Here is a 7,047-nt window from a genome sequence, read left to right as displayed (position 1 = left end):
GTCCTGATTAACGCGCTTCGCCATGACCGACGGATCGAAGATTACTGGCACAAGCACGCTCATCATCTGCTCGCGATTCTGCCCCGGTTGCAGCGGTAGACAGCAATTGCCGAGTTTGCCAACCTGCTCCTCGAAGAAAGCCTGTGAGAATTCCGGCTGGAACTTGTCGGTGGAATAATGGTGGTGTATTCCGTTGCCGAACCATACCTGCTTGAGATATTTCTCAAACGCCTTGAAGTCTTTGGAGTTCCTGTCGCCGTCGTATTTTGTATATATCTTCTCCAGAAGCTGACGTATCTGGAGGTTGTAACGGCCGTTCTGGTCCCAGATGATGTCGCGTCCCATCTGCGCTGCCTGCGACAGATAGTAGAGCATCTTTTTCTGGTCAAGCGACAGACGTGAATACTCAGGCACTTCATAGCGGAGCACCTCGATATCGGCAAAGCGGTCTACATGGAAATTGAAATCCTTGTTTTCCACCGCGTTCGCACCAGTTGTTGCCATGGTAGCGATCATTAATGAAGGAAGTATTTTTTTCATTTTATAATGTAGGTTAAGTCCGTTGTATCGGATGAGGAGGATGTTCGTGTATCTGTTCTTTTTTTACTCCACGTAAAGCACCAGCCCTTTGAGATATTCACCCTCCGGGTGTGAGATGTCAACCGGATGGTCGGCAGGCTGTGTCAGCTGGTGGAGTATGCGCACTTTGCGCCCCGATTTGGCGGCTGCCGTGAAGACAGCCATGCGGAACATGTCTTTGGTAATCGCCTGTGAGCAGGAGAATGTGAAAAGAACTCCGCCGCTCTTGATTTTCTCGAAGGCGCGGGCATTGAGCTTGCGGTATCCTATGAGTCCGTTCTTTATCGCTCCGCGATGTTTTGCGAACGCCGGCGGGTCAAGAATGATGAGGTCATATTTGTCGCTCTCCATGTCCGAGAGAAACTTGAATGCATCGACATCGTGCGTGTGGTGACGTTCGTCACCGGGGAAATTCAGACCTATGTTGGCATCGGTGAGAGCCACAGCCTTTGATGAGGAATCCACTGAGTCCACGCTTATGGCGCCGCCGCGCATGGCGTATACCGAGAAACCTCCCGTGTAGCAGAACATGTTGAGCACCCGTCTCCCTTTTGCATAGCTTTCAAGAAGTTTGCGGTTCTCGCGCTGGTCTACGAAGAAACCTGTTTTCTGTCCTTTGAGCCAGTCGATGTTGAACTGAAGACCATTCTCTATGGCTATGTTGCCGTCGTAGTTGCCGACAAGATATTCGTTGTCGGGGTCAAGATGCGCCTTGTAGGGGAGTGTGGTGTCGCTTTTGTAATATACGTTTCGGATTTTTGCGTCAGGGAGCATGGTGAGTGCCTCCGCTATCTTGTGACGTGCGAAATGCATCCCGGGAGAATGCGCCTGCATTACGGCAGTGTCGCCATATATGTCGATGACCAGTCCCGGAAGGAAGTCTCCCTCCCCGTGCACGAGGCGGAAACAGGTGTTGTCTTCGCGGATCAGACCGAGAGTGCGGCGAAGCGCGAACGCCGATGACAGACGCCTTATGAAGAAATCATCGGAAATGGTGTCAACGCCGAATTCGAGAATCCTCACGGCTATGCTTCCGATCTGATAATGACCGACGCCGAGAATGTTCCCTCTGGAATCAGAAACACACACCTCGTCACCCTCTTCAAGATTCTGAGGCAGCGAGGCTATGGCTCCTGAAAACACCCATGGATGATGGCGGAGGAGAGACTCCTCTTTGCCAGATTTCAATCTTATTTCTTTTTTCATTATTATTTGTTCTGTATGATTGATTGGTTATCGGATGCAGACTGTCTATTTGAAAAGCCTTACGATATCCATTCCGTTAGCGTATATAAGCAGGAGAATGAGAAGTGTCATGCCTACAAGTTGGGCGCGTTCCATGAATTTCTCGCTCGGAGGTCTGCGGAAAATCACTTCATAGATGAGGAACATCACGTGTCCGCCGTCAAGAGCCGGAATCGGAAGGATGTTCATGAACGCAAGAGCCACCGAGAGGAACGCCGCTATGTTCCAGAATGCGATCCAGTCCCATTTTTCCGGGAAGATGGAGCCTATCGATCCGAAACCGCCTATGCTGTTGGCTCCCTCTTTGGTGAAGACCATTTTCATAGACTTGGCATAAGAGGTGAGCTTGTCGGTTCCCATCTCGATTCCGCGGGGAATAGACTGGAAAATGTTGTAGCGGATCTCTTTTGTCTTGAAGAATGCCGCCGGGTTGACTTCGAGTCCTACTCCCATCTTGGAGTTTTCCGACAGCTTTACCTGTTTCACAATTGTGTCGGTCGTTTCTCCTGCGCGGCGCAGAATCGTGAGGTTCACAGTCTGGTTGTCATGACCGGGAAGTGTTCGGAAAAACTCGTCGAGCGAAGGTGTCTTCACTTCCCCTACGGCGATGATCTCGTCACCCGGCTCTATCCCCGCCTTGGCGGCTCCTTCACCCGGCATCACCTGGGTGACGCGCGTGGGGAAGCGGTATGTAAAGAAGTTGACCGAAGCTGTGTCGCTTTTAGCCTCTTCGTCGAGAGAGAAGATGAATTTCTCCGGGATGGAGATGCTCACCGTGTCTTTGCCGTCGCGGAGCACAGTCACCTTCTTTGCCTGAACCATCTTTATGCGTGCCTCTACCGGATTTTCCAGTTCTTCGCCGTCGGCTGCCAACGGTATGTCTCCGTTATGGAAACCTATTTTTCTTGCCTCGCCGGAATAGGTGAATCCCATTTTTGCCTCCTGTACCGGAACATATTTCTCGCCGGTGGCATAAACGAGTCCGGCGTAAATCAGGATTGCGAGCAGGAAATTGAACAGCACCCCTGCTATCATTATAAGGAGTCGCTGCCATGCCGGTTTTGAACGGAACTCCCATTCCTGCGCCGGTTTTTTCATCTGTTCGGTATCCATCGACTCATCGATCATGCCAGCGATTTTGCAATATGCGCCGAGAGGCAGCCAGCCGATGCCGTATTCCGTGTCTCCCCAAAATGAGCTTTTCCTCTTTTTCTTTACCGGTTCGGCAGATTCCCCATTGGTGTTGTCATTCCCGATGTTTTTTGTTTTCCCAAATCCGCCGAAATATTTCTTTGGCTTCCATTTGAAAAGTTCAATCCAGGGATCGAAGAAGATATAGAATTTTTCCACTTTCACCCCGAATATGCGGGCGAAGAAAAAATGACCGAATTCATGTATGATTACAAGAATGGCGAACGCGAGAATAAGCTGTGCGGCTTTTATAAGAAAAGTATCCAATTTTCTTTAGTTTTAGTCTTGAATTAAAAATGAAGTGTAACGAATGAAATGATTTGCGGAGACCTGCGGTCATGCCTTTGTCCTGAACGAGGCAAGTTCCTCCTCGGCGCGTCTGCGCGCCTCTGTGTTGGTCTCCACAAGGTCCGGCAGGGTTATGTCTGAAATCCATTGTGTCCGCTGCATCACGCGGTCCACAAGTCTCGGCATATCCATGAAACCGATTTCTCTGCGGAGGAATGCCGCTACGGCAATCTCGTTGGCAGCATTGAGGATGCAGGGCATGTTTCCCCCTTTTCCTATGGCATCGAACGCATACTGTAGAAGCGGGAACCGCTTTCGGTCGGGAGCTTCGAATGTCAGCGAGGCATATGCTTCAAGAGTCAGAGGCGGTCGTTTGCTCGTAAGCCTGTCAGGATAGCTCAAGGCATAGCGGATGGGGAGGTGCATGTCGGGAACTCCGAGCTGAGCCTTGACTGAGCCGTCTATAAATTCCACCATAGAGTGGACTATGGATTGCGGGTGAACTGCGATTTCTATCTTCTCCGGCGGACAGTCGAAAAGCCAGCGTGCCTCGATCATCTCAAAACCTTTGTTCATCATCGAGGCTGAGTCTATGGTGACTTTGGCGCCCATGTCCCAGTTGGGATGGTTCAGCGCGTCGTCTACAGTCACAGATTCCAGCTCCCGCATGGTCTTGTTGCGGAAGGGACCTCCACTTGCCGTGAGGATTATTTTGGATATGTTGTCCCGGTTCTCACCTGTGAGACACTGGAATATAGCGGAGTGTTCGCTGTCTACGGGTATTATTCTCGAATTCGAGTCTTTGAGAAGCGATGTGATTACTTCTCCAGCCACTACAAGAGTCTCCTTGTTGGCAAGAGCGATGGTCTTGCCTGCCATTATCGCGTTGACGGTAGGTATGAGTCCGCTGTATCCCACCATTGCTGTGACCACGATGTCGGCTTCCGGCATCGCGGCGGCTTCCTCTATGGCGGCGGTGCCACCCTCCACCCGGACGGAGGTTCCGGCAAGGGCGTCCCGGAGATTCGGCAGGAATTCCTCGCATGCAATCACGACGCGAAGAGGATTGAACCTGCGTGCCTGGGCGGCGAGCAGTTCCCAGTTGTGCGCTGCTGTAAGCACTGTTGCGCGGAATTTTTCGGGATGCTCTTCGATTATGTCAAGGGTCTGGGTTCCGATGGAACCAGTCGATCCTAATATCGCAATGTTCTTTATGTTGTCCATTATCAAAAGAATCTTGAATCCTGAGGTGACTGGTGTCACCGTCCTCTCGGTGCCTCGAAAGGGGCATCCTTGATTATCATGGATTCGGGGTTTCCTATATATTCGTAAGGGATTAGCGGCAGTCCGTTGTGCCACATCATCACTTCCACATATCTTTTGCCTTTTGCATCGGGAGAGGGTGCTAACGCGATAACCTGACCGCCGGTCACTGCGTCACCAGCAGAGACCATAGGAGAACCGACACGCGCTATGCGGGTGACGAATCCTTTGGCATGCTGTATGATAATTACATATCCGCTCCCGGATGCCGAATAGTAAGACGCGAGGATTGAACCGTCGGCAACGCACTTCACCGCCTCTTCGTCAGGCATGATCACGTATCCTTTTTCTTCAGTGCGCGAAGCCGAAGAGAATATGCCGCTGTCGCTCACAGGAAAAAACATCATTCCATCGGCAGCCAGAGGGGCGAGCACAGATATGTTGAAACGCTCACGTTCCTCCATCGTGTTTACAAATTTGCGTTCAAGCGGGGAGGGCGGCAGCAGGGAATCGGGCGACATCTCCCTGAGGTTTGCTGTCATTATGAGTGAATCTGCAATGGGTTTTCTGTCTGTGTCAAAAGCCAGAAGTATATTGTCGAGATAGTTCTGGTTCTGCTCATATATTCCGAGGATAGAGTCGAGACGCATGATGTTGTCTTCTGTCGCAGACCGCTCCGACTGCTTCATGTAGCCGGGGAGTAAAGTCCGCAGCGGAGTCACCATCACTATGGCTCCTCCGATTATGATCAGAATGAGCAGCGCAGCCCCTGCCGCTGCCAGCAAAGACAGGGGCGAAAGTGAAATGTCTGCCAGATTTTCAAGTCTGGATTCGTCTTCAATTCTGATGCGATATTTTGGGTGGCGTCTCATCTGATAAAATCGTATCGCGAATTTAATGAAAATTAGTGAAATGATAAGGCTCCGGAGCTTTTTTTTGCAATATTATCTTCAAATTTGATGTCGCAAAGCAAACAAAAAAAATCCTTGCGGTGTTAGATATATAAAAATTGCAAAAAACAATTTATAAAGTTTTAAAATTTGCTTATCTTAAATTAATATTTTATGAAAACAAGAAATCTTTACTACGCTATGGCGCTCGTCGCAGGCACTGCCGCTTACTGCGCGCCCGCAAACGCACAGGATGTTTTCGTAGATGAAGCTACCACTGTAACTGAATTTACTTGCGACAACACCACACGTTACTTTTCCAATTGGCGTAACAACTGGTTCATCGAGGTCGAAGCGGGTATCAACCAGCCTTTTGTTGAGCGAGGCAACGCCAAGACTCCCGGTAACAATGTAAGCCGTCACAAGATGACTCTTACCTATGGAGTCGGATTCGGCCGCTGGGTATCTCCCTACATCGGTTTCCGTATCAAGGCTCTCGGCGGTGCCCTTCACTGGGACAATCCGATGCAGCCTGATCTCGCCAACGGATGGAGCCGCGCGAAACATGTAAATCTTCAGGCTGAGTTCATGTGGGATATGTTCAACTCTCTCGGAGGCGTGAATGACAACCGCGTATTCTCCATCATTCCTTTCGCAGGTCTCGGTGGTGACGCAACATGGGACTTCCGCAACGCACAGGGTGGCGAGCCTGCAGGAACCAATGTTTATAACCGTCACAACAAAGCAAAAAGCGTGGCATGGTCGCTTCCTGTCTCAGCGGGTCTGCAGTTCCGTTTCCGTCTTTGCGAATATGTAGATTTCTTTGCCGAGGCTCGCGCATCATTCTATGCCGACACCTGGAATAATAGCGTACACGGCAATTCGATAGACGCCAATGTGGCTGTGCTTGGTGGTTTCAACTTCAACATCGGTGGCCGTAACTTCGGCACATTCAACCAGTGCGCATATGTTTCCCAGATCGCAGCTCTCAACGGTCAGGTCAATGACCTTCGCGCCCAGCTTCTCGCCTGCGGTGAAGAGGTGGCTGCACTTCAGGCTCAGCTTCCCTGTCCGGAACCTGTCCAGAAAGATTGTGTGAACGCACCTCTCATGACTACTGTACGTTTCACCATCAACTCCGACAAGATTATGCCTACAGAGGAGGTTAATGTCTACAATATGGCAGAATGGCTCAAGGCTAATCCTGAAGAGAAAGTCGTTATCTGCGGTTATGCCGACAAGGATACCGGTACATCAGAGTATAATATGGCGCTTTCCGAGAAACGTGCCAACGCAGTCGCTGACGCTCTTGTGAACACTTACGGAATCAGCCGCGACCGTCTCACAATCAAGTACGACGGATCTGATGTTCAGCCTTACAGCACAAACGACTGGAACCGTATCGTAATCTTCACCCAGAAGTAAAATGTAATACGGTAAAGATAAAAGATAAAAGATAAATAATATAAATCAATTCTTCGTAACGACAAAGGGATTCCGTAGAAACGGAATCCTTTTTTCACTAGTGTCTCTTAAAAAGTGTTAATCAAATTCGAGGTCAAGAGTTGGATGGCAATTTGCTATTTGTGCT

Annotated in this window: 5 protein-coding genes and 1 pseudogene; 1 reads left to right on the top strand and 5 read right to left on the bottom strand. The window is 50.0% G+C overall.

Annotated features, from left to right (window positions below; all coding sequences use genetic code 11):
• From JX312_RS06870 to JX312_RS06850, 5 genes and pseudogenes are all read right to left on the bottom strand, one after another.
• Nucleotides 1-540, bottom strand: a pseudogene (locus tag JX312_RS06870) (dihydrofolate reductase); the annotation flags it as partial.
• A gap of 63 nt (nucleotides 541-603) precedes the next feature.
• Complete coding sequence (locus tag JX312_RS06865) at nucleotides 604-1,785, bottom strand: class I SAM-dependent rRNA methyltransferase (RefSeq protein ID WP_204457487.1); 1,182 nt, start codon at nucleotides 1,783-1,785, stop codon at nucleotides 604-606.
• 45 nt (nucleotides 1,786-1,830) lie between these two features.
• Nucleotides 1,831-3,282: an RIP metalloprotease RseP gene (rseP, locus tag JX312_RS06860; RefSeq protein ID WP_204457486.1), complete on the bottom strand. Its 1,452-nt coding sequence runs from the start codon at nucleotides 3,280-3,282 to the stop codon at nucleotides 1,831-1,833.
• Nucleotides 3,283-3,351: 69 nt separating this feature from the next.
• Nucleotides 3,352-4,527, bottom strand: coding sequence for a 1-deoxy-D-xylulose-5-phosphate reductoisomerase (locus JX312_RS06855; RefSeq protein ID WP_204457485.1), 1,176 nt, complete (start codon nucleotides 4,525-4,527; stop codon nucleotides 3,352-3,354).
• Nucleotides 4,528-4,562: 35 nt separating this feature from the next.
• Nucleotides 4,563-5,438 (bottom strand): M23 family metallopeptidase, encoded by an 876-nt coding sequence (locus JX312_RS06850; RefSeq protein ID WP_123405571.1) that lies wholly within the window; start codon nucleotides 5,436-5,438, stop codon nucleotides 4,563-4,565.
• Between the two features lie 192 nt (nucleotides 5,439-5,630).
• On the opposite strand from JX312_RS06850, the gene JX312_RS06845 reads away from it, so the two are divergent.
• Nucleotides 5,631-6,881 (top strand): OmpA family protein, encoded by a 1,251-nt coding sequence (locus JX312_RS06845; protein ID WP_124030649.1) that lies wholly within the window; start codon nucleotides 5,631-5,633, stop codon nucleotides 6,879-6,881.
• Nucleotides 6,882-7,047: the final 166 nt, after the last annotated feature.

The organism is Barnesiella sp. CU968 (assembly GCF_905219685.1).
GTDB classification, from domain to species: Bacteria; Bacteroidota; Bacteroidia; order Bacteroidales; family Muribaculaceae; genus Lepagella; species Lepagella muris_A.
This window is presented reverse-complemented; position numbering and strand designations above follow the sequence as displayed.

Bases quoted from the DNA above. Each gene is read 5' to 3' on its own strand.
- JX312_RS06865 (WP_204457487.1), bottom strand. From the start codon at position 1,785: ATGAAAAAAGAAATAAGATTGAAATCTGGCAAAGAGGAGTCTCTCCTC.
- JX312_RS06855 (WP_204457485.1), bottom strand. From the start codon at position 4,527: ATGGACAACATAAAGAACATTGCGATATTAGGATCGACTGGTTCCATC.
- JX312_RS06850 (WP_123405571.1), bottom strand. From the start codon at position 5,438: ATGAGACGCCACCCAAAATATCGCATCAGAATTGAAGACGAATCCAGA.
- JX312_RS06845 (WP_124030649.1), top strand. From the start codon at position 5,631: ATGAAAACAAGAAATCTTTACTACGCTATGGCGCTCGTCGCAGGCACT.